Source organism: Nocardia sp. FDAARGOS_372, assembly GCF_002554515.1.
GTDB lineage: Bacteria > Actinomycetota > Actinomycetes > Mycobacteriales > Mycobacteriaceae > Nocardia > Nocardia farcinica.
Genome location: NZ_PDDW01000001.1, coordinates 5715097 through 5736077 on the forward strand (window position 1 = coordinate 5715097; position 20981 = coordinate 5736077).

The 20981-nt window shown below is 73.4% G+C and carries 19 protein-coding genes, 1 pseudogene and 1 riboswitch; of the genes and pseudogenes, 14 read left to right on the top strand and 6 right to left on the bottom strand.

All coding sequences use genetic code 11. From position 1 onward, the window contains the following. Positions 1-192: 192 nt before the first annotated feature. The 6 genes from CRM89_RS26575 (at position 193) to CRM89_RS26600 (ending at position 6569) form a co-directional block, all read left to right on the top strand. Positions 193-945, top strand: coding sequence for a hypothetical protein (locus CRM89_RS26575; RefSeq protein ID WP_041559859.1), 753 nt, complete (start codon positions 193-195; stop codon positions 943-945). Further along, the gene (locus CRM89_RS26580) at positions 942-2519 is read left to right on the top strand and encodes a DNA polymerase Y family protein (protein WP_098086585.1); all 1578 of its coding nucleotides are present in this window, start codon (positions 942-944) and stop codon (positions 2517-2519) included. Before CRM89_RS26575 ends, CRM89_RS26580 begins: the two co-directional genes overlap by 4 nt. 29 nt (positions 2520-2548) lie before the next feature. Then, complete coding sequence (locus CRM89_RS26585) at positions 2549-3298, top strand: alpha/beta fold hydrolase (RefSeq protein ID WP_098086586.1); 750 nt, start codon at positions 2549-2551, stop codon at positions 3296-3298. Further along, positions 3295-4194: a sucrase ferredoxin gene (locus tag CRM89_RS26590; protein WP_228822099.1), complete on the top strand. Its 900-nt coding sequence runs from the start codon at positions 3295-3297 to the stop codon at positions 4192-4194. Before CRM89_RS26585 ends, CRM89_RS26590 begins: the two co-directional genes overlap by 4 nt. A 622-nt stretch (positions 4195-4816) precedes the next feature. Beyond that, the gene (locus CRM89_RS26595) at positions 4817-5422 is read left to right on the top strand and encodes a hypothetical protein (RefSeq protein WP_127516324.1); all 606 of its coding nucleotides are present in this window, start codon (positions 4817-4819) and stop codon (positions 5420-5422) included. Positions 5423-5483: 61 nt separating this feature from the next. Next, entirely contained in the window at positions 5484-6569 is a 1086-nt protein-coding gene (locus CRM89_RS26600) for a trans-acting enoyl reductase family protein (protein ID WP_098086587.1), read from the top strand. A 169-nt stretch (positions 6570-6738) separates the two neighbouring features. Here CRM89_RS26600 and CRM89_RS26605 read toward each other — a convergent pair whose 3' ends face one another. Both CRM89_RS26605 and CRM89_RS26610 read right to left on the bottom strand, forming a co-directional pair. Next, positions 6739-7545 (bottom strand): DUF1460 domain-containing protein, encoded by an 807-nt coding sequence (locus CRM89_RS26605; protein WP_098086588.1) that lies wholly within the window; start codon positions 7543-7545, stop codon positions 6739-6741. A 250-nt stretch (positions 7546-7795) separates the two neighbouring features. Further along, positions 7796-8728 (bottom strand): annotated as a pseudogene (locus CRM89_RS26610) (SDR family NAD(P)-dependent oxidoreductase); the annotation flags it as partial. Positions 8729-8866: 138 nt separating this feature from the next. Between CRM89_RS26610 and CRM89_RS26615 the strand changes: the two are divergent. Genes CRM89_RS26615 through CRM89_RS26635 form a run of 5 tightly spaced genes read left to right on the top strand, consistent with a single transcriptional unit; the run spans position 8867 to position 14936 of the window. Further along, a complete protein-coding gene (locus CRM89_RS26615) occupies positions 8867-9322 on the top strand; it encodes a hypothetical protein (RefSeq protein ID WP_041559861.1) in 456 nt (151 codons plus the stop codon). A 4-nt stretch (positions 9323-9326) separates the two neighbouring features. Further along, entirely contained in the window at positions 9327-12767 is a 3441-nt protein-coding gene (locus CRM89_RS26620) for an error-prone DNA polymerase (protein ID WP_107646880.1), read from the top strand. A gap of 54 nt (positions 12768-12821) precedes the next feature. Beyond that, on the top strand, positions 12822-13715 hold the full coding sequence (locus CRM89_RS26625; RefSeq protein WP_107646881.1) for a M48 family metalloprotease: 894 nt from the start codon (positions 12822-12824) through the stop codon (positions 13713-13715). Positions 13716-13774: 59 nt separating this feature from the next. Beyond that, complete coding sequence (locus CRM89_RS26630; RefSeq protein WP_228822100.1) at positions 13775-14749, top strand: DUF4349 domain-containing protein; 975 nt, start codon at positions 13775-13777, stop codon at positions 14747-14749. After that, entirely contained in the window at positions 14703-14936 is a 234-nt protein-coding gene (locus tag CRM89_RS26635) for a DUF167 domain-containing protein (protein WP_086840244.1), read from the top strand. Before CRM89_RS26630 ends, CRM89_RS26635 begins: the two co-directional genes overlap by 47 nt. 30 nt (positions 14937-14966) lie before the next feature. On the opposite strand, the gene CRM89_RS31175 is transcribed toward CRM89_RS26635, so the two are convergent. Together CRM89_RS31175 and CRM89_RS26640 are read right to left on the bottom strand one after the other, a co-directional pair. Further along, positions 14967-15128, bottom strand: coding sequence for a hypothetical protein (locus CRM89_RS31175; RefSeq protein ID WP_172964578.1), 162 nt, complete (start codon positions 15126-15128; stop codon positions 14967-14969). A 25-nt stretch (positions 15129-15153) separates the two neighbouring features. Continuing rightward, on the bottom strand, positions 15154-15618 hold the full coding sequence (locus tag CRM89_RS26640) for a tRNA (cytidine(34)-2'-O)-methyltransferase (RefSeq protein WP_011207450.1): 465 nt from the start codon (positions 15616-15618) through the stop codon (positions 15154-15156). A 151-nt stretch (positions 15619-15769) separates the two neighbouring features. Between CRM89_RS26640 and CRM89_RS26645 the strand changes: the two genes are divergently transcribed. Beyond that, the gene (locus CRM89_RS26645) at positions 15770-16015 is read left to right on the top strand and encodes a DUF3017 domain-containing protein (protein ID WP_081433277.1); all 246 of its coding nucleotides are present in this window, start codon (positions 15770-15772) and stop codon (positions 16013-16015) included. Position 16016: 1 nt separating this feature from the next. On the opposite strand, the gene CRM89_RS26650 is transcribed toward CRM89_RS26645, so the two are convergent. After that, complete coding sequence (locus CRM89_RS26650) at positions 16017-17171, bottom strand: homoserine O-acetyltransferase (RefSeq protein WP_229434889.1); 1155 nt, start codon at positions 17169-17171, stop codon at positions 16017-16019. Positions 17172-17205: 34 nt separating this feature from the next. Continuing rightward, a riboswitch (SAM riboswitch) is annotated at positions 17206-17316 on the bottom strand. A gap of 299 nt (positions 17317-17615) precedes the next feature. On the opposite strand from CRM89_RS26650, the gene CRM89_RS26655 reads away from it, so the two are divergent. Then, a complete protein-coding gene (locus tag CRM89_RS26655; protein ID WP_011207453.1) occupies positions 17616-18833 on the top strand; it encodes an NADP-dependent isocitrate dehydrogenase in 1218 nt (405 codons plus the stop codon). Between the two features lie 130 nt (positions 18834-18963). Here CRM89_RS26655 and CRM89_RS26660 read toward each other — a convergent pair whose 3' ends face one another. Then, positions 18964-19932 carry an NAD(P)-binding domain-containing protein gene (locus CRM89_RS26660; RefSeq protein WP_324188830.1) on the bottom strand — a complete coding sequence of 323 codons (969 nt, stop codon included), beginning with the start codon at positions 19930-19932 and terminating at the stop codon, positions 18964-18966. A gap of 29 nt (positions 19933-19961) precedes the next feature. Here CRM89_RS26660 and CRM89_RS26665 point away from each other — a divergent pair, with 29 nt between their 5' ends. Next, on the top strand, positions 19962-20981 hold the full coding sequence (locus CRM89_RS26665; protein ID WP_011207455.1) for a helix-turn-helix domain-containing protein: 1020 nt from the start codon (positions 19962-19964) through the stop codon (positions 20979-20981).

The window sequence follows — 20981 nt, forward strand, 5'->3', positions numbered from 1 at the left end:
CACCGCCCTCGGACGATCGGCCCGGCGCGGGCCGGACGGTGGCGGTGAGGGTACCGCGCGGCCCCGCCTGCCGATCCCCGGGGTGGGCTTCTGTTCGCCGACTATCGAACGTATATTCGATAGCGATCGATAGCTGAATCGGTGCTGGCGCTCGCTTCGCCTCGGAGTCCATCTGGGAAGTAGGTGGTTGTGATGGGTTCGGACGCGCGGGTGGGGGAGACGGAAAGACAACAGAAGCTGGCCGAACTGCGGCGCAGGATGGCGGCGATTCCCGGCCGGGGCGAGTCCGCGGCGGCTCGCAGCCCGGTGGCGCCGCGGTTGCGGCGCGAACCGCTGCCGGTGCCGCCCGCGCTGGCCGGGCTGCTGCCCGACGGCGGGCTCGGCAAGGGCACGGTGGTCTCCTACGCCGGGGCGCGTTCGCTGCTGGCCGGGTTGCTGGCCGCGGTCACCGAGCCCGGTGGGCACGCCGCGGTGGTCGGCGTCCCCGGTTTCGGGCTGCTCGCCGCCGCCGAAATGGGCGCCGACCTGGGCAGGCTGGCCGTCATCCCGGATCCGGGGCCCGATCCGGTCGAGGTGGCCGCGGTGCTGCTGGACGGACTCGACCTGGTCGTGCTCGGCCTGCGCGGCGCCGCCGTACCGCCCGCGCGCGCCCGGGTGATCGCCGCCCGCGCCCGCAACAAGGGCGCCACCCTGGTGGTCACCGACGGCCGCTGGCCCGACGCCACCCTGCGGATGGACGCCAGGATCGCCGGCTACACCGGTCTCGGCGCGGGCTACGGGCGGCTGCGCTCGTTCTGCCTCGACGTCACCGCCGCGCACCGGGCGGGACCGCCGCGGCGCGGACGCATCGAACTGCGTCCGCACGGTGGGCGGGTGGCCTGGTTCGACGTGGACACCGGGCACACGGTGAGCGATCTTCCGGTGGCGGGGGAGGCCGCGTCGTGACCCCGGCCGCGGCGCGGGCGAGCCGGGTGCTGGCGGTGTGGTGCCGGGACTGGCCCGCGGTCGCCGCGGCGGCGGTGGCGGAGGTGCCGCCCACCCGGCCGGTGGCGGTGCTGTCGGCCAACCGCGTCACGGCGTGCTCGGCGACCGCGCGGGTCGCGGGGGTGCGCCGCGGCCTGCGCCGCCGGGAGGCGCAGGCGCGCTGCCCCGAGCTGCATCTGGCGCAGGCCGATCCGGACCGCGACGCGCGGCTGTTCGAGCCGGTGGTCGCCGCGGTCGACGCGACCGTGCCCGGCGTGGAGGTGCTGCGCCCCGGGCTGCTCGTGCTCGGGGCCCGCGGCGCGGCCCGGTTCTTCGGCTCGGAGGAGGCCGCCGCCGAACGGCTCGTCGACGCGGTCGCCGCGGTCGGCGTCGAGGCGCAGGTCGGCATCGCCGACGAGGTGTTCACCGCGGTGATCGCGGCCAGGCACGGCGCCGTCGTCGCACCCGGCGCGGGGGCGGATTTCCTCGCGCCGCTGCCGGTGGCCGAGCTGGCCGTCGAGCCGAGCCTGGCCGCGCCCGAACGCGCCGACCTGGTCGATCTGCTGCACCGGCTCGGCCTGCGCCGGGTGGGCGACTTCGCGGCGCTGCGCCCGGCCGAAGTGGGCTCGCGTTTCGGCACCGATGCCGTGCTGGCGCACCGCAGCGCGCGTGCCCTCCCGGAACGGCCGCCCTCGGCGCGCAGGCCCGCGCCCGACCTGGTCGTCGAGCATCGCTGCGATCCGCCGATCGACCGGGTGGACGCGGCCGCCTTCGCGGGCAGGCTGCTCGCCACCGAGTTGCACGGCGCGCTGGCGGCGGCGTCGCTGGCCTGCACCCGGCTCGCCGTGCACGCCGAAACCGAAGCGGGCGAACAGCTCTCGCGCACCTGGCGGTGCGCGCAGCCGCTGACCCCGGCCGACACCGCCGACCGGGTGCGCTGGCAGCTCGACGGCTGGCTGACCCGCGGCGACCGCCCGAGCGCGCCCGTCACGCTGCTGCGCCTGGAACCGGTGGAGGTGGTGCGCGCGGGTGCGTTGCAGCTGGGGCTGTGGGGCGGGGTCGGCGAGGAGGACGAGCGGGCGCGGCGCGCCCTGGTCCGGGTGCAGGGGCTGCTCGGCGGTGAGGCGGTCCGGGTCGGGGTGCTCAGTGGCGGGCGCGGGCCCTCCGAACGCGTCACCCTGGTGGTGCTCGGTGACGAACGCGTGCCCGCGGCCGATCCCGACCAACCGTGGCCGGGCCGGCTGCCCGAGCCCGCACCCGCGGTCCTGCTGACACCCCGCCCGCAGGTGCGGTTGCTCGCCGCCGACGGCGCACCCGTGGAGATCACCCCGCGCGGGCTGTTCACCGCCGACCCGGTCCACCTGCACTGGGAGTCGCGCAGCTGGCGGTTGACCGGGTGGGCCGGGCCGTGGCCGGTGGACGAGCACTGGTGGGCGCCCGGCGGTTCGGCGGCGCTCGCCGCTCGCGCCCAGGTCCGCATCACCGACTCCCAGGACCGGGTGCTGCTGCTCGGCTACCGGGACGGGGTCTGGGAGGCCGAAGGGGTGTACGGCTAGCGGGCACCGCGTCCTCGTAGACTCCCCTCGTGAACTCGACGTTTGCCCACCTGTCGTCCCACGGCGTGCGCATCGCCTACCGCGACTCGGGTCCGGCCGACGGCGTGCCCGTGCTGCTGGTGCACGGCATGGGCGGCGACGGCCACACCTGGGACCGGTTCGCGCGCCGCCTGCTGCGCGACGGCCGCCGGGTGATCGTGCCCGATCTGCGCGGCCACGGCCGCAGCTCCCGGGCCGCCACCTACGGATTCGACGAGTTCGGCGCCGACCTGCTCCGCCTGTGCGAGCACCTCGGGCTCGACGGTGTCGACCTGGTCGGTCATTCGTTGGGCGGCTACGCCGTCTCCTGCGTCGCGCAGGAGCGGCCCGCGCTGGTGCGCAAGCTGGTGATCGAGGAATGCCCGCTGCCGTTGCGGTCCGGCGACGAGGAACTGAGCCTGACCCGCCGTTTCCCCACCGTGCCCGAACTGTGGCACGCCGCCTCCAGCCTGGTGCGGCATCCGCGCGCGGTGTGGGCCTTCGACCGGTCGATGACCCGCGTCGCCCTCGAACAGTTCCGCAAGCCGAACCCGCAGTGGTGGGAGCGGCTGAGCGAGATCACCGCGCCCACCCTGGTGCTGCGCGGTGGACCCGGCGGCATGGTGGACCCGGAGAAGCTGGCGGTCCTGACCGCGGCCGTGGCCGACTGCACGGTCACCGCCTTCACCTGCGGTCACAGCATCCACCGCGACCGCTACCGGGAGTTCGAGGCGGCCGTGTTGCCGTTCCTGACGGCATGACCGGATTCGCGGGCATGCCGTGCTCGGCGGCCGCCGTGGACGTGCCGCTGGCGGGCACCGCCACCCGGGTCGACGGCTGGCTCTGTGTCGAACACCCCGGCGCGTGGGGCCGCGACGTGCTCGGCGACCAGGTGCTCGGCCCGCGGATCAGCACCGAACTCGCCGCCCGCACCGCCGCCGCGCGCGTGCGCCCCACCCTGATCCGCAGACCGGGCCGCACCGAGTTCACCGGCGCCCGCACCGTGCTGCTGGCGGCCTCGCGCCCGCAGGGCTCCTGGTGCGAGCGGCTGCTGATCGACGACCTGGACCAGCTGCTCGACATCGATCTCGGCCTGCTCGCCGGGCCGCCGCCCGGCCTCGGCGAACCGGTCGCCGACCCGCCGGTGCTGGTGTGCGCGCACGGCAAACGAGACCGGTGCTGCGCCCTGCTCGGGCGCCCGATCGCCGCGAGCCTGGCCGCCGCGTTTCCGGGCCGGGTGTGGGAGTGCTCGCACACCGGCGGGCACCGGTTCGCGCCCGCGATGGTGCTGCTGCCCGCCGGGCTGACCTACGGCCGGGTGGACGCCGACACCGCGGTCGCCGCCGTGCTCGCCGCCGACCGCGGGGCCGTCTCGCTGCCGGGTCTGCGCGGCCGCAGCTGCTACCCGCCCGTCGAGCAGGTCGCCGAACTCGCGGTGCGGGAACGGATCGTCGCGGGTATCGATGACCTCACCGTCGCGCCCGCCGACCCGGGCACCGCCGAGGTGGCGCACCGCGACGGCCGCCGCTGGGTGGTGCGCACCCGGACGGTGGGACTCGCGCCGCGCCAGGCCAGTTGCGGTGCCGCGGCCAAACCGGTCACCGCCGTCGTCGCCGACACCGTCGAGGAGGCGGACGGGCCGCACCGACCGCAGTGATGTCCGCCTGGTCGGGCCCGGTCGATGCGGTGCCCTCGTGGGCGATGTGCCCGGAGCGGTAGGGTCGCGTGTCGGACGGGGCAGCGCCGAGGGCTTCATTCGGCAGCTGGTCGCCGTGCCGCCGCCGGGGCTGCTCGATCGGGGCAGGGGCGAACGGGCAGGGTCGAAGTGAGTAGGGAGGGAACGCATGTCGACGCCGTGGGGGAAGAGTCCGACACCGCCGGACGGGGGCACCGGTGGGGGTGCGGCTGTGCACCCCGCCGCACCGCCACCCGCGCCGATGCCAGGACCGGGGTACGCGTCCGGTCCCGTCCCCGCGCCGCCGGGCAGCGGACCGGTGAATCCCGCACCGCCGCAGGGATATCCGCCGCATCCCGCCGCACACCCCGGAGCTCCGATGTCGCCGTCGGGTGCTCCGGCGCATCGGTGGGCCGGTCCGGCGCATCCGGTTCCGCCGCACGCTCCCGCGCCGCCGGGGCAGCGGCACGGTGTCTCCGGGCCGCCCCCCGCGGTCGCGCCGCATCCCGCTGTCCCGCACGGGCATCCGGGAGTACCCGATGCCGCAGCCACGCAGGCGCATCCTGCCGCGCCGGGTCCCGCGCACATGCCGCATCCCGTCGTCGTGACGGGACAGCCTGGCGCCCCGGCGCATCCGGTTCTCTCGGTGCCCCCGCACCCGCCCACCGACGGGGCTTCCGTCGCGGTTCCGGGACAGGCCGTCGATCCGATGCAGGACGAGGTGGAGCGGTATCTGGCGGCCGTCGCCCACCAGATGGCGATGGGCCGGTTGCAGGTCGGCCGGAACTGGATCGGTCCGGTGTGGAGCCTGCTCGGGGTCGGGATGGCCGTGGCCACCGAGTTGAATCCGATCGAGCTGGCGGTGTGCGCGGCGGGCGTCGCGGAGATCACCCCCGCTGCCGTCACCGACTTCCCCTGCCGGGTGGACGAATTCGCGCAGTCTCTGCGCAGGCGCAGCGCCTTCGTCGTCAAGGGTGGTGCCTTCGGGGTGGCCGCGCTGGTCTCGCACCGCGTTCACCCGGAGGCGCTGCGGGCGTTGAAGAACCGGTCCCTCAGCTACGGTTCGGTCATCGTCCCCGCCGTCGTCGACCTGGCCGCGCGGCGCCTCCACATCCCGGACAACACACCCCTGATCGGGTTCGCCGTCTGGGGCAGTGTCCGCTCGCAGGCCCGCACCTACCTGCCCGAGCCCCGTCTCGTCCTCGGCTGACCGGGTCCACTCGTGCTTTGATCGTGACCATCGGACCGACGAGCAGAAACAGGTGTGCCCGATGTCGAAGATCGTGCTGTTCGGGGCGACCGGTTATACCGGCCGTCTGACCGCCGCCGAGCTGGTCGCCCGCGGCGCCACACCCGTGCTGGCCGGGCGGGACGCCGCCGCCCTGGCCGCGCTCGCCGCCGAACTCGGCGGGGCACCGACCGCGGTCGCCGACGTGGGCGACCCCGCCTCGGTGCGGGCGCTGCTGGGGCGCGGCGATGTCCTGGTGACCACGGTGGGCCCGTTCCTGCGCCACGGCCGTCCCGCGCTGGACGCCGCGATCGACGCCGGGGCGCACTACATCGACTCCACCGGGGAAGGCCCGTTCATCCGGAGCGTGTTCGAGCGGCACGATCGGGCGGTGGCCACGGGGTCGGTGCTGCTGAGCGCGTTCGGCTTCGATTACGTGCCCGGCAACCTGGCCGCCGGACTGGCGCTGCGCGAGGCGCCCGACGCGGCGCGTGTCGAGGTCGGCTACTTCATCGACCGGCCCGGCACCAGCGGTGGCACCCGCGCCTCCATCGCGGGGATGCTGTTCGAATCCGGCTTCGCGTTGCGCGGCGGCGCGCTCGTCGACGAACGCGCCGGTGCCCGGCTGCGTCGCTTCGACGTGGCGGGCGCGACCCGCGCGGGTGTGTCGATCCCCGCCTCGGAACAGCTCGCCCTGCCGCGCTCCTACCCGAACCTGCGTGAGATCGATGTCTTCCTCGGCGTTCCGGAACTCGCCGGACGCGGTATGCAGGCGACCTCGGTGCTGACCGCGGCGCTAGGTCACCTCCCGCCGCTCGAGCGGGGGCTGCGGGCGGGGGTGACCGCGCTCGTGCGCGGCTCCACGGGCGGGCCCGACGCCGCGTCCAGAGCCCGCACCCGGTCCTGGGTGACCGCCCGGACCTTCGACGCCGCGGGCCTGCCCCGCGCGACCGTGACGCTCGCCGGCGGCGACCCCTACGACTTCACCGCGCGGATCATGGCGTGGGCGGCCGACACCGTGCGCGACGACGGCGTCTCGGGCACGGGCGCCCTCGGCCCGGTCGACGCGTTCGGCCTCGACCCACTGCACGCGGCCTGCGCCGAGGCGGGCTGGCGTCCGGCGCGCTGACCGGGGTCCCGGTCGGGCCTTCCTCGCGCCGCCACCGCCACGATGCCCGGCGATCCACTCGGCCGACCGGCCGGGTCGGAGCGGATGAGCCCTGCGCTGTCGGGCCGAGGGCCGAGTCACCGGGCCCCACGACGGCAGTTCGGGTGCACGGCACCCCGGCTCGGGCGGGTCAGTTCGGGCGCAGGACGACGATGCCCGGGACCGTGCGCAGGTAGTCGGTCAGCGGGGTGTCCACGACCCGGTCGACGCCGGGGACCGAGGAGGCGTTGCGGAAGACGGGGCCGTCGGGGGTCTGCACGACGAGGCCGACGTGGGTGACGTCGAGGCCGGGGGCATCGGCGTAGGCGCCGAGGAAGTCGCCCGTGCGCAGCCCGGCCAGGACGGCGGCGTCCACGGCGCTGGCCGGGATGAAGCCGAGGGTGCGGTCGACGACGGGCAGGCCGGGCAGGTAGGCACTGCCGTCGGCCTTGGCGTTGAGGTGCTTGGTGACGGTGACCGTGGCGGGGCTCAGGCTCGCGGTGATGTCGGTGGCGGCGATCCGGTCGACGTGCGCCCAGTCGGTGAAGAAGTGCTTGCGGTGGGCGAAGTCGACCTGTCCGCCGGCGTAGCGGGTCTCGATCAGGTGCCGCACGAAGTCGTCGCGGTCGCCGGACCGGCTGAGGGCCGCCACGTAGTCCAGGAAGGTGAAGCAGTCCACCCGGCGCAGGTCGACGACCAACTGCTCGGGTTCGCCGGCCGAGCCGATCAGCATGTTCGCCCCGTACGGGGTGCCGAGCAACGGCCGTGACAGCGCCTCGAGCAGCTCACCCGTCGGCAACCCGGCCGATGCCGCGCGCACGGCGAGCAGTTCGTCGATCCGGCGGGCGGTGACCTCGTCGACCGCCACGCCCGGCGCGGCCACCGCGGCGGGCAGCAGCGGGACCAGGCCGCAGACGAGCGCGATCACGGCGGCCAGTGCGCGGGCGAGGAACCGCAAGACGCCTCCAACGGGTAGCGGGCGACGGACCCCTCCACGGTAGCCGGGCGCACGCCCGCTCGCGTCAGGTCCGGCACGACGGTTCCGATGCCGCTCGAAGGTCGGGACCGTACCCGGGTGGCCGTCGCCGCGACCCCTCGCCGCCCGCGCCGAACCACCCGGGTACCACCCGCCAACCGGGTACCGCGCTGTCGCGGTGCCCCGGCCCCCTGGTCTCACTCGCGCCCGCCGTGGGCGCTCCGCGAACCGCCTACCAATAGACCCCCGGCACCAGTCGTGCGGCTCGGCGCAGGGCGGTCCCGGTGAGGCGGCGGGCGGTCGACGGGCCGGAAGGTGCCGGTCGCGGGGACGGTGCGGGTAGGTGCGCACCGTTCGCGCCCGCGCTGTCCGAATCGCTGATCTCCCCCTTGGCCGCGGGGGAGTCCGGCAGTGCCCGGTAGTAGCGGTGCAGCACGCGGTCGCGGAACTTCGGGGTGAACAGCGCGCCGAACTCGGCGATCGTGCCGAGCGGCACGTCGATGCGCTTGGGGCGCTCGACGAGCGCGCGCACGATGAGCGCGGCCGCCCATTCCGGCGATTCGGCGCGGCCCTGCCGACCGCTCGGGGCGATCATCGGCGTGCGCACCAGCGGCATGTGGATGGTGGTGAAGGTGACCCCGTCGGCCATCGTCTCCACCGCCGCCACCTCGGTGAACTTGTCGAGCGCGGCCTTGCTCGCCAGATACGCCGAGAACCGGGGCGTGGCGGCCTGCACGCCCGCGCTGCTGATCTGCACGATGTGGCCGGACTTGCGGGCCCGCATCTGCGGCAGCAACGCGAAGGTCACCCGCAGCGCGCCGAAGTAGTTGACCGCCATCGTGCGTTCGTAGTCGTGCAGCCGGTCGGTGGAGCGGTGGATGGCGCGGCGGATGCTGCGGCCCGCGTTGTTCACCAGCATGTCGACGTGGTCGTGCTCGTCGAGGATGGCCTTGATCGTGTGGTCGACGGACTCGGATTCGGTGATGTCGCACTGGTAGCCGTGGGCCTGCCCGCCCGCCGCCCGGATCTCCTCGACCACGGCGGTGAGTTCCTCGCCGCGGCGGGCCAGCAGGAACACGGTGGCGCCCTTGCGCGCGACGGCCACCGCCGCCGCGCGCCCGATGCCGGAGGAGGCGCCGGTGATGAGGACGTGCTTGCCGGTGAGATCGCGCCCGTGGTCGGAGGCTGGGGCCATTGATCGCTCCTCGATGCCGAAGCGGCGCCGGAGTGGGCGCCGGATGGGCTTGAACTTACTCCAAAGTAAGTTAGTTCTCCATCGAACATATGTGCGATACTCGTGCGCATGGCGGACGATCGGATGGCGGACATCTTTGCCGCGGTGCGGCTCGGCAGCGACAACCCGGAGGCGGCCCGCAAGGCGCTCGGGGCGCTGTGGGACGAGCTCGACCCGTCCGCCGCCCCGCTCCAACGCTGCGTGGTCGCCCATCACCTCGCCGTCCTCCAGGACGACGACCAGGAGGCGCTGGCCTGGGATCAGCGTGCGTTGGGCGCGGTGTTCGGTCCCGGCGTCGCGCTGGACGAGGGCATGCGCTGCTTCCTGCCCTCGCTGTATCTGAACCTGGCCGACAGCCATCGCCGCGTCGGTGATTTCGACGCCGCCCGCATGCAGCTGGCCATCGCCCGCGGGCACCTGCGCATCCTCGCCGAGGACGCCTACGGCGAACTGATCCGGTCCGGTCTCGACCGGGTGGCCGCGGCGATCGCGGCAGGCTCGACCGAACGTCTGCGCCGGGAGTAGGCGCATGGGCTGGGGTACCGGGCCGCCCTCGTGGTCGGAGCTGGAACGGGTGCTCTCGGGTCGTCCCGGCCGGACGGACCCGGAAGCCATGTACCCCGGCGACGGCGGCGACAGCCCGGCCTGGTCCCGCAAGCGCGAGCCCTACCTGGCCGAGCCGATCCGACCCGTCGACCGCCCGACGGTGCCCTACGCCGAGCTGCACGCGCATTCGGCCTACAGCTTCCTCGACGGTGCGAGCCAGCCGGAGGAACTGGTGGAGGAGGCCGTGCGGCTGGGGCTGGAGGCCATCGCCCTCACCGACCACGACGGCTTCTACGGCACCGTGCGGTTCGCCGAGGCCGCCAAGGAGTGGGGCATCGCCACCGTCTTCGGCGCGGAGCTGTCGCTCGGCGTCGCGCGGCCCGCACCCCGGCGGAGTGCCCGCAAGGCGGCGCGGGGCCGCGGCGGTGCCGTACGGTACGCCGCCACACCGGAATTCGAGCACGCCGCGGCTCCCGACTCGGCGCCGCGCACCGGCGAGCCCGACCCGCCGGGACCGCACCTGCTCGTGCTCGCCCGCGGGCAGGAGGGGTATCGCCGGTTGTCCCGCGAGATCGCGGCCGCGCATCTGGCGGCGGGGGAGAAGGGCGTGCTCCGCTACGACATCGATGCCCTCACCGCCGCGGCCGGCGGGCACTGGCACATCCTGACCGGCTGCCGCAAGGGGCATCTGCGCACGGCACTCGCGGACGACCTGGCGGCGGGCGAGACCGGCCTGCCGCGCGCCGAGGCCGCACTGCGCGACCTGGTCGAGCGGTTCGGCGCCGACCGGGTGAGTGTGGAACTCACCCACCACGGCGTCCCGGCGGACGACGAGCGCAATGCCCTGCTCATCGCCCTCGCCGACCGGGTCGGCCTGCCCGTGCTGGCGACCACCGGTGCCCATTTCGCCGGTCCCGAGCAGCGGCGGCGGGCGATGGCGCTGGCCGCCATCCGCGCCCGGCGCAGCCTGGACGAGATGGCGGGCTGGCTGGCCCCGGCCGGCGGCGCGCACCTGCGTTCCGGCGCGGAGATGGCGCGGCTGTTCGCCGCCTGCCCCGACGCGGTCGCCAATGCCGTTGCGCTGTCCCGGGAATGCGCGTTCGACCTGCGCCTGATCGCGCCCCAGCTACCGCCGTTCGCGGTGCCGGACGGTCACGACGAGAACTCCTGGCTGCGCGAACTGGTACTGCGCGGCGCGGCGCGGCGCTACGGCCCGCCGCACGCCAACCCGCCCGCCTACCGCCAGCTCGAACACGAGCTCGAGGTGATCGCCACCCTCGGCTTCCCCGGCTATTTCCTGGTGGTGCACGACATCGTCAGCTTCTGTGAGCGGAACGGAATCCTCTGCCAGGGCCGCGGTTCGGCGGCCAACTCCGCGGTCTGCTTCGCCATCGGCATCACCAATGTCGACCCGGTGGCCAACGAGCTGCTGTTCGAGCGCTTCCTGTCCCCGGAACGCGACGGGCCCCCCGACATCGACATCGACATCGAGTCCGACCGCAGGGAGGAGGCCATCCAGCACGTCTACGCCAGGTACGGCCGGGAATACGCCGCGCAGGTGGCCAATGTGATCACCTACCGCGGCAAGTCGGCGGTACGTGACGCGGCCAAGGCACTGGGGTTCTCGCCCGGCCAGCAGGACGCCTGGAGCAAACAGGTCAGCCGCTGGACCGGGGTCGGCGCCGAGACCGGCACCGACATTCCCGAACAGGTGTTGCGCCTGGCCGCCGACCTCGAGGGCCTGCCGCGGCACATGGGCATCCATTCCGGCGGCATGGTGATCTGCGACCGGCCCATCGCCGACGTGTGCCCGGTGGAGTGGGCGCGCATGGCCGGGCGCAGTGTCCTGCAGTGGGACAAGGACGATTGCGCCGCGGTCGGGCTGGTGAAGTTCGACATGCTCGGCCTGGGCATGCTCTCGGCACTGCACTACATGATCGACCTGGTGCGCGAGCACGAAGGCGTCGAGGTGCGGCTGCACGAGCTCGACCTGAAGGAACCCGCGGTCTACGAGATGCTCTCGCGCGCCGACTCGGTCGGTGTCTTCCAGGTGGAGTCGCGGGCGCAGATGGCGACGCTGCCCCGGCTGCGACCGCGCGAGTTCTACGACCTGGTGGTGGAGGTCGCGCTGATTCGGCCGGGTCCGATCCAGGGCGGTTCCGTGCACCCCTACATCCGCCGCCGCAACGGCACCGAGCCGGTCACCTACGACCATCCGGCGCTGGAGAATTCGCTCGGCCGCACGCTCGGGGTGCCGCTGTTCCAGGAACAGCTCATGCAGATGGCGGTCGACGTCGCCGGCTTCACCGCCGCCGAGGCCGACCAGCTGCGCCGGGCGATGGGGTCCAAGCGCTCGCCCGAGCGGATGCGGCGGTTGAAGGAACGCCTCTACCGGGGGATGGCCGAGTTGCACGGCATCACCGGCGAGGTCGCCGACCGGATCTACGAGAAGCTCTATGCCTTCGCCAATTTCGGCTTCCCGGAAAGTCATTCGCAGAGCTTCGCGGCGCTCGTCTTCTATTCGGCCTGGTTCAAGTTGCACCATCCGGCCGCGTTCTGCGCCGGGCTGCTGCGCGCGCAGCCGATGGGGTTCTATTCGCCGCAGTCGCTGGTGGCCGACGCGCGCAGGCACGGGGTACCGGTGCACGGGCCCGACGTCAACGCCAGTCTGGCCGAGGCCACCCTGGAGAACGGCGGGCGCGAGGTCCGGCTCGGCCTGGCCGGGGTGCGCCACATCGGGTCGGAGCTGGCCGAGCGCATCGTCGCCGCCCGCGTCGAGCACGGCCCCTACACCTCGGTTCTCGACCTCACCGGGCGCGTGGAACTGACCGTCGCGCAGGCCGAGGCGTTGGCCACGGCGGGCGCGTTCGACAGTGTCACCGGCCCGTCCGGCGCCGAGCGCTCCGGTGGGCGGCGGGCGGCGCTGTGGGCGGCGGGGGCGGCGGCGCGGGAACGCGCGCATCTGCTGCCCGGCACCGGCCCGGCCGCCGACGCGCCCGCCCTGCCCGGGATGAGCGCGCTCGAACTCGCCGCCGCCGACGTCTGGGCCACCGGGATCTCGCCCGGCAGTTATCCGACCGAATTCCTGCGCGCCCGCATGGACGAACTCGGCGTGATCCCGGCGGGCCGGCTGCTGGAGGTGCGTGACGGTTCGCGGGTGCTGGTGGGCGGGGCGGTCACGCACCGGCAGCGCCCGGCCACCGCGGCGGGCGTCACCTTCCTCAATCTGGAGGACGAGACCGGGATGGTGAACGTGGTCTGCTCGGTGGGCTTGTGGACGCGCTATCGCGCACTCGCCCAAAGCGCTTCGGCGTTGCTGGTGCGCGGGCGGGTGCAGAACGCGGAGGGGGCGGTCAGCGTGGTCGCCGAGCATCTGCAGCTGTTGTCGTTGGGCATGGGGTCGCGCTCACGCGATTTCCGTTGACGCCGCGGCGAACTCCGGCCGTGCGCGGCGCGGCGATCCGTACGATGATCCCTCGTGTCTGTGATCCTCGCGTCGGTGCTGATCCTGCCGACCATCCTGCTCAGCCTGCTGATCGTCGGCACGGCGGGCGCGCTGCTCGGGTCCTGGGCGGTCCTGGTGCTCGGCGGCGCCTGGCTGCTGTACGGCGTGGTGCTGGTGTGGATCGCCTGGTACGCGCCGGAGCGCGCGAGGATCGCGGCTGTGCTCGACGGTTACCGCCGGCCCGAGCCCGCCGAGGCGCGGCTGCTGGCGCTCGTGTGGGAGCCCGTCGCCCGCGCGGCGGACGTGCCGGGGCGGCATCCGTTGCGGGTACAGGACGGTGCGCGGGCCACCGCGACGCCCGCGCCGTCGTCGGCGATCGCGGTCACCGCGTGGGCACTGCACGATCTGCCCGCGGCACAGGTGTCCGCTCTGCTGGCGCAGGCGCTGGGGCATCACGCGGGCGCCGACCCGCGGCTGCGGCTGTGCGGTGCCTGGTGCGCCTGGCCCGCGGCGATGCTGTGGCGGGTGCTCGCCTTGGTGGGCAGGCCGTTCGACCTGCTCGGGTACCGCGCCCCCGTGGTGCGCGCCGTCCTCGGACTGGTCTCGCTGCCGGTCCTGGTGGTGGTGCTCGGCCACCGTGTCGGGCTGCCTGCCGCGATCTTGCTGGCGGCGGTGCTCGCCGTCGAACCCTTCGCGCGCGCCGCTCGTTCCCGCGCCGCCGAGACGGCCGCCGACCGCTACGCGGTCGCCCTCGGGTACGGTCCGCCGCTCGCCGCGGCCCTGCGCACCTGGGCCGCCGCGCACGAGCCGCCGCTGCCGCTGTGGTATCGCCGCCTGCTCGGCAGCGAAGCGCCGACGCCGGTGCGGCTGCGCGAGATCGAACGGGCCGCACCCGAACGCCCGGTCCCCGGCGGCCGGGCGGCATGACGGTCTCGGCGCCGCGCCGAATCCACTTCCGTCGCCGTCCCGGCCGCTACGCTGCGACCATGCGGAAGCTTGCGGTCCTGTGTGTCGCCCTGCTCGGGTCGGTGTTGCTCGTCTCGTGCGGCGGTGACGGCGAGGATTCCGGCGCCCGGCCCGACATGGGCACCGCCGCGCCCGCGATCAGCCCGCCCGGCCTGCGCGAGCAGGCGCCGAGCCCGGCCGACAACGCCCCCGACACCTCGACGCTCGACCGCAAGGAGGTGGTCACCGGCAGCGTCGAGATCACCACCGCCGACCCGATCGCCGCGGCGGGCCGGGTCGCCGACCAGGTGCGCGCCGTCGACGGCCGGATCGACAGCCGCACCGAACAACCCGGCACCGACGACACCGACCCGTCGGCCACCCTCACCGTGCGCGTACCCGCCGACCGCACCGACGCCTTCGTCGACGGACTCGGCGGGATCGGCGAACTCACCCGGGTCAGCACCAACCGCGACGACGTCACCATGCAGTGGGAGGACCTCGACGCCAGGATCAAGGCGTTGCAGGCCTCGGTCGACCGGTTGCGCGCGCTCATCGCGGGCGCCACCACCACCGCCGACCTGATCGCCGCCGAGGAAGCGCTCGGCAGCCGCCAGGGCGAACTCGACAGCCTCACCGCCCAGCAGCGCCGCCTCGCCGACCAGGTCGCGCTGTCCACCCTGACCATCTCGATCACCGCCGCCGACAAGGGGTCTCGCGACGACGGGCCGACGAACTTCTGGGACGGCGTGGTGGCGGGCTGGCATTCGCTGGTCGACTGGTTGCAGGACGCGATCGTGTTCCTCGGCAAGGCGGTGCCGTGGCTCGGCTTCCTCGCGCTGCTCGGCGCGCTCGGCTGGGCGCTCCTGCGACTGGTGCGCCGCCGCCCCGCGCCCGCCGCCGGCACCCGACCCACCGCGGCCGCCGGCCCCGATCGACGCGAAAGCGCTCCGCAGACAGGAGGTTCCGGTGCCGACCAGGGTGGTGCGCGCGACGATCAAACCGAACAGCCGTAAGGGCCCGCTGGTCGAGACCGCCGCCGACGGCACCCTCACCCTCTACGTCCGCGCCCCCGCCGTCGAGGGCAAGGCCAACAAGGCCGCCATCGACCTGCTGGCCGCCCACTACGGTGTCCCTAAGTCGGCCGTCCGCCTCACCGCAGGCGCCACCTCCCGCCACAAACGTTTCGACATCGACGAATAGGCGCGGCTCCAGCCGACTACGGCCACGCGACTACGGCCACGGCGCCGGACCGGTGGCCGACGCCCACGCGGCCGGCGCCCTGTTGTCCACCAGCCGGATCGCCATCCGCTCCGCGTAGGACCGCGCCTGTGGGGTGAACGCGGCCGCCGTCGTCACCACCGCCGCGACATCGAGCACAGTAGCGGCGCCCACCGACAGGCGGGGGCGGATCCGGGGATCAGATCGCGCCGGGGAAGCCCTGTTGGCGCCAGGCCTCGTAGACGGTGACGGCGGCGGCGTTGGAGAGGTTCATCGAGCGGCGGCCGGGCAGCATCGGGATGCGCAGGCGGTCGGTGATGTGCGGGTCGGCGAGTACCTCGGCGGGCAGTCCGGTGGGCTCGGTGCCGAACAGCAGCACGTCACCCGGGCGGTAGGCGATGTCGGTGTAGCGCGTGCTGCCCTGGGTGGTGAAGGCGTACACCCGCTCCGGCGCCAACGCCTCCCACGCCGCCGCCAGGCTCTCGTGCACGGTCACACTGGCCAGGTCGTGGTAGTCCAGCCCCGCCCGCCGCAGCTTCGCCTCCGACAGGTCGAACCCCAACGGCTCGATCAGATGCAGCGCACACCCCGTCCCCGCCACCAGCCGGATCGCATTACCGGTGTTCGGCGGAATCCGCGGCTCATGGAAGACCAAATGGAACACAACGCAGAAGCTTCGCACGACCGCCCGGCGGCGCCGCGGTCCGGTCCGCGACCGTGCCCCTTCGCATGGAAGAATCGCGCGGGTGAGTGATGTGGAGGGTTCCGGCGAGCCGCGGGGCGGGGCGGGCCAGTTCCTGCGTACTCATCTGCCGATGGTGCTGGTGGGGCTGGTGGTGCTGGTCGCGGTGGTGTTCGTGGCCTCCGACCGGTGGCGGCGCGGTGCGCTGATCTTCGGCGGGGCGGCGTTGCTCGCGGCGGCGCTGCGGCTGTGCCTGCCGAGCATTCGGGTGGGGGTGCTGGCGGTGCGCAGCAAACCCTTCGACGTGGCGGCGCTGACGCTGCTCGGCTCGGCGATCGTGTTCCTGGCGGTGACCATCAACACGCTCGGCGTGGGCTGATTCAGCGGTGGGCGCGCGCCAGCCGCATCGTCTCGACCAGCAGTTTGCCGATGGCGGCGGTTTCGGTGAGGAACCCGTCGTGTCCGTCGCGGGAATGCACGACCTCGAGCCGCGCGCAACCGGGTAGCTGGTCGGCCAGCTCCTGCTGGGTGTGCAGCGGGTAGAGCCGGTCGGAATCGACGCCGCCGACCACGCACGGCACCGGGGTGGCGGCCAGCGCGGCCGCGACGCCGCCGCGCCCGCGCCCGACGTCGTGCCGGTTCATCGCCTCGGTGAGCAGCACATAGGTGGCGGGATCGAAACGCCTGCACAGCTTCTCGGCCTGGTGCTCGAGGTAGCTCTGCACCGCCCAGCGCCCGCCGTCGAACGGATCCTCGCCGTCCTGGGCGTGATTGGCGAAGCGGTGGTCGAGTTCGTCCTCGGTGCGGTAGGTCAGGTGCGCGATGCGGCGCGCGATGCCCATTCCGGTGGTGGGTGCGCGGCCGGTGTCGTGGTAGTCGCCGCCCTGCCAGTCCGGGTCGGCGGTGATGGCGGCGATCTGGGTGGTCTGGGTGCCGATCTGGTCGGCGGTGGCGCGCGCGCCGACCGCCAGCACCAGCGCGGCGGCGACCCGCTCGGGAGCGCCGACCATCCATTCGAGCACCCGCATGCCGCCCATCGAGCCGCCGACCACGGCGGCCAGCCGGTGGATGCCGATCCGGTCGAACAGCGCGGCCTCGGCGGTCACCTGATCGCGGATCGAGATCGCCGGGAAGCGCGAGCCCCACGGCTTGCCGTCGGGTGCGGTGGAACCGGGGCCGGTGCTGCCCTTGCAGCCGCCGAGCACGTTGGTGGCGATGACGCACCATTCGTCGGTGTCCATCGGCGCGCCGGGCCCGACCATGCCGTTCCACCAGCCGGGCAGCTGGTGCACGTCGTCGGCCGGGCCGACGACGTGGGAGTCGCCGGTGAGGGCGTGCTCGACGAGCACGACGTTGTCCAGGCCGGGGGAGAGCTCGCCCCAGCGCTGCACGCCGAGGTGGACGTCGGGGATGACGGCGCCGCTCTCCAGCCGGATGTCGCCGACGGGCACGATGGCCAGGGTGCCGTCCGGCGGCGGCAGCAGTTCCGCCCCGGTGGCCGAGGGGCAGGGGCTCTGATCGGTGCTCACGGTCACGCGGACCACTCGATCATGTCGGGAAAACCTCCTGCGAGCGCGCTTGCCCCCGACCTTCGGGAGCCCGGTCATCACCCGGAGCACCCCACCGCAGCTGGAGGGTTGCCGGCCAGCGAGCCGGGGCTTGACGCTGGCGCTCATGACCTGACCGCCATGGTAACCGGGCGGGCCGCGATGGCCGAAATCCGGCCCCCGGTGTCATCATGGGTGAGGTGCTCGAGATCACTCCGAGCTTACTGGCCGGTAACCGTCACATCGCCCGCACAGGGCCCCCTCCCCGCACGGTGCGGACGGCGGCAGCAGTACGCTCGTCTTGTTTGCACCACGTGTCCCGCGGACAATGCGGGGCATATACGTTGTCTGTTGAACAGCTGGGGTCCGCTCACAAGCGTGTTCGCCTGGCCGTGCAATGAGGGCACACATCCTAGGAGGACACGAAGATCCATGTCCAAGATCAAGGTTGAAGGCACCGTCGTCGAACTCGATGGTGATGAGATGACCAGGATCATCTGGCAGTTCATCAAGGACAAGCTGATCCACCCGTACCTCGACGTGAACCTCGAGTACTACGACCTGGGCATCGAATACCGCGACAAGACAGACGACCAGGTCACCGTCGACGCGGCCGAGGCGATCAAGCGCCACGGCGTCGGTGTGAAGTGCGCCACCATCACCCCGGACGAGGCGCGCGTCAAGGAATTCGGCCTGAAGAAGATGTGGCGCTCGCCCAACGGCACCATCCGCAACATCCTCGGCGGCACGATCTTCCGCGCCCCGATCATCATCTCCAACATCCCGCGCCTGGTGCCGGGCTGGACCAAGCCGATCATCATCGGCCGCCACGCCTTCGGCGACCAGTACCGCGCCACCGACTTCAAGGTGTTCCAGGGCGGCACCGTGACCCTCACCTTCACCCCCGACGACGGCAGCGAGCCGATCGTGCACGAGGTCGTGAAGATGCCCGAGGACGGCGGCGTCGTGATGGGCATGTACAACTTCAAGAAGTCCATCGAGGATTTCGCGCGGGCCTCGTTCAACTACGGCCTGCAGCAGAACTACCCGGTGTACATGTCGACGAAGAACACCATCCTGAAGGCCTACGACGGCATGTTCAAGGACACCTTCCAGGAGATCTTCGACACCGAGTTCAAGAGCCAGTTCGACGCCGCGGGCCTGACCTACGAGCACCGCCTCATCGACGACATGGTGGCCTCCTCGATGAAGTGGGAGGGCGGCTACGTCTGGGCGTGCAAGAACTACGACGGCGACGTGCAGTCCGACACCGTCGCGCAGGGCTTCGGCTCGCTGGGCCTGATGACCTCGGTGCTGCTGACCCCGGACGGCAAGACCTGTGAGGCCGAGGCCGCGCACGGCACCGTCACCCGGCACTACCGCCAGCACCAGCAGGGCAAGCCGACCTCGACCAACCCGATCGCGTCGATCTTCGCCTGGACCCGTGGCCTCGAGCACCGCGGCAAGCTGGACAACACCCCCGAGGTGATCGGTTTCGCGCAGACCCTCGAGGACGTCGTCATCAAGACCGTCGAGGGCGGCCAGATGACCAAGGACCTCGCGCTGCTCGTCGGCGGCGACCAGGGCTACCTGACCACCGAGGAGTTCCTCGGCGCGCTCGACACCAACCTGGCCCGCGCGCTGCGCTGACCCAGCCGACGGGGCGGGGCCTGTCGGACCCACCCCGCCCGGCGCCGGGCACACGGACCCGGTGCCGGATCGAACGGGCACCCGCCCACCGCATGCCGCGGTGGCACGGGTGCCCGAGCCGTCTGCGGGGTCAGGAGGTCACCGGCGCCGCGGTCAGCGCCGCGACCGCGCGGGTGAAGCTGGCCGCGCCATGACCCGCGGCGACCTCGGCGTCGAAGATCCGCTGCAGCGGGTCGAGCAGGTCGGTGGTCACCCCCTCGGCCCGGGCGGTCGCGCGGATGTCGGCCAGGCCGCTGCGATTGACCGCAAGGTCGGAGTAGTTCACCGGGTACTCGCCCGAGTCGATCTCCGCGGCGAGGGTGGGCAGCATGTCCAGCAGCGCGCGCAGCCAGGGCGCGAGGTAGGTCTCGGTGAAGCCGACCGCGCCGGCCCGCTCGCCGCGCGTCATCGCCACGGCCTGGAAGAACCCGCCGAACAGCCCGTACATCCCGGCGAGCACGGCCATGTCGTGCCTGGCCGCCGAGCCCGGGTCGGATCCCACGTAGCGGGCGTCGCCGAGCAGCGCGACGACCGCGCCGAACTCGGTGTTCGCCGCGGGCGACCCGCTGTAGACGAGCAGGGTGTCGGGGGTGCCGAGGGTCTGCGGGACACCGAAGATGCCGGCGTCCAGCACCGGGATGCCGCCCAGCCGGGTGGTGAGTTCGGCGGCCTGGTCGGGGCGTCCGGTGGCCACGTTGAGCACCGTGCGTCCGGCCAGCGCGTCGGCGAGCGGGGTGAGCAGTTCGGTCGCGGCCGGGGTGTCGGCGAGCACGGTGATGATCAACCGTCCCGCCGCGACCGCCGTCCGCGGGTCCGGTGCGCGCCGGGCGCCGAGGGCGTCGAGATGCGCGGCCCGGCCGGGGGTGCGGTTCCACACCGTGGTCGGGTGGCCCGCGCGCACCAGGATCTCGGCGACGGCGGCGCCCATCCGGCCGAGGCCGAGCACGGTCACGGGTGTCTTGCTCATGGTTCCTCCGTGGATTTCGGGGTTGTCGGGTGGGCGCCCTGGATTCAGTTTCCGGACGGATGCACCGCAGCGGTGAGTGGCAGAACCGACCACAACCGAACGTTTCCTGCCACACTGGTGCCATGACCGGACGGACCGTCGCGATGGCGATCGCGCCGGGTGCGCTGCACCCCTGGGATCTCTACGAGCTGGGCGTGGTGGCCGCGATCTTCGGGACGCCCCAGCCGGACCTGGCCGACCCCTGGTACACGCTGCGGGTGTGCGCGGTCGCACCGGACCAGGGCGAACAGTCGATCGGCTTCGGCGCCTTCCTGCGTCCCGAACACGGTCTGGCCGAGTTGCTGGCCGCCGATACCGTGATCGTGCCCTCGGTGGCCGCGCACTGCCGCACGGGCGAGCGCGCGCTACCCGCGGAACTGCTCGACGCGCTGGTGGCCGCGCACCGCCGGGGCGCCCGGCTGGTCGCGCTGTGCGACGGGGTGTTCGCGTTGGCGGCGGCGGGCATCCTGACCGGGCGGCGGGTGACGGTGCACTGGGAGCACGCCGGCCTGCTGGCCCGCCGCCACCCCGATCTCGTGGTCGACGACTCGGTGCTCTACCTCGACGACGGCGACGTGCTCACCAGCGCGGGCATGACCGCGGCCCTCGACCTGTGCCTACACCTGGTGCGCCGCGACCTCGGCGCGACCGTCGCGAACCGGCTGGCCCGGCGCATGGTGATTCCCCCGCACCGCTCCGGCGGCCAGGCGCAGTACGTCGACCGCGCGGTGCCCGCCGATCCGCGTGACGACCTCGGTCCGGTACTGCAATGGGCGGCCGCGCACCTGGACCAGCCGCTCACCGTCGACCTGCTCGCCGCCCGCGCGAACATGAGCACCCGCACCTTCCACCGGCGCCTGCAACGGGCCGGCGGGGTCACACCCAAGCAGTGGCTGCTGAACCAGCGCCTGGCCTATGCCAGAAGCTTGCTCGAGTCGACCGACCTGACCGTCGAGGCCGTCGCCCGGATGGCCGGGCTCGGCACCGCCACCAACCTGCGCAGGCACTTCACCACGGCACTCGGGGTGACGCCCGCGGACTACCGCCGCACCTTCGCCCGCCGCGAGCCCGGGACCCCGCCGCGGGACGGCGCGGTGGCGTAA